Origin of the sequence: Mesorhizobium sp. M7A.F.Ca.CA.002.09.1.1 (assembly GCF_003998555.1) — a bacterium.
GTDB lineage: Bacteria > Pseudomonadota > Alphaproteobacteria > Rhizobiales > Rhizobiaceae > Mesorhizobium > Mesorhizobium ciceri.
The window spans coordinates 1-577 of sequence record NZ_RZRR01001526.1 but is presented as its reverse complement, the minus strand read 5'-3'; the positions used below and the strand labels follow the sequence as shown (position 1 = coordinate 577).

At 61.9% G+C, this 577-nt stretch carries 1 pseudogene; it reads right to left on the bottom strand.

The window, feature by feature from the left end:
- Positions 1-63 precede the first annotated feature (63 nt).
- Positions 64-577 (bottom strand): annotated as a pseudogene (locus tag EN994_RS34445) (glutamine synthetase); the annotation flags it as partial.

The following is a 577-nucleotide window of genomic DNA, read 5'->3' as shown; positions in this document are numbered from 1 at the left end:
GACAGCCTCTCCCCGCGGGGAAAGGCAAAGAGTGAAGGGGTGGCGCCGACGAACCGCCGATACCTAATACCGCTCGAAACCTCTGTGCAGTTCCCAATCCGTAATCCGGCGGTCGTATTCGAACTGCTCCCACTTTGCGGTGTGGACATAGTGTTCGAGCACATCCTCGCCGAGCGCCTGCTTGAGCATCTTCGACTTCGCCAGCGTGTCGGTGGCATCGCGCAGCGTCTTCGGAATCTCCGGCAGGCGAGATGCCTGATAGGCATCGCCGACGAACGGCTTCTGCAATTCCAGCTTTTCGTCGATGCCGGCAAGGCCGGCGGCGATCAGGGCTGCGAAAGCAAGATACGGGTTGAGGTCGGCGCCACCGATGCGGCATTCCATGCGGATGCCCTTGGTGCCCTCGCCGCACAGGCGGAAGCCTGCGGTGCGGTTGTCTTCGCTCCACATGATCTTGGTCGGCGCGAAGGTGCCGGCCTGGAAGCGCTTGTAGGAGTTGATATAGGGCGCCAGGAACCAGGTGAATTCCTTGGCGTATTTGAGCTGGCCGGCGGCCCATTGCTGGCCGAGTGTCGAC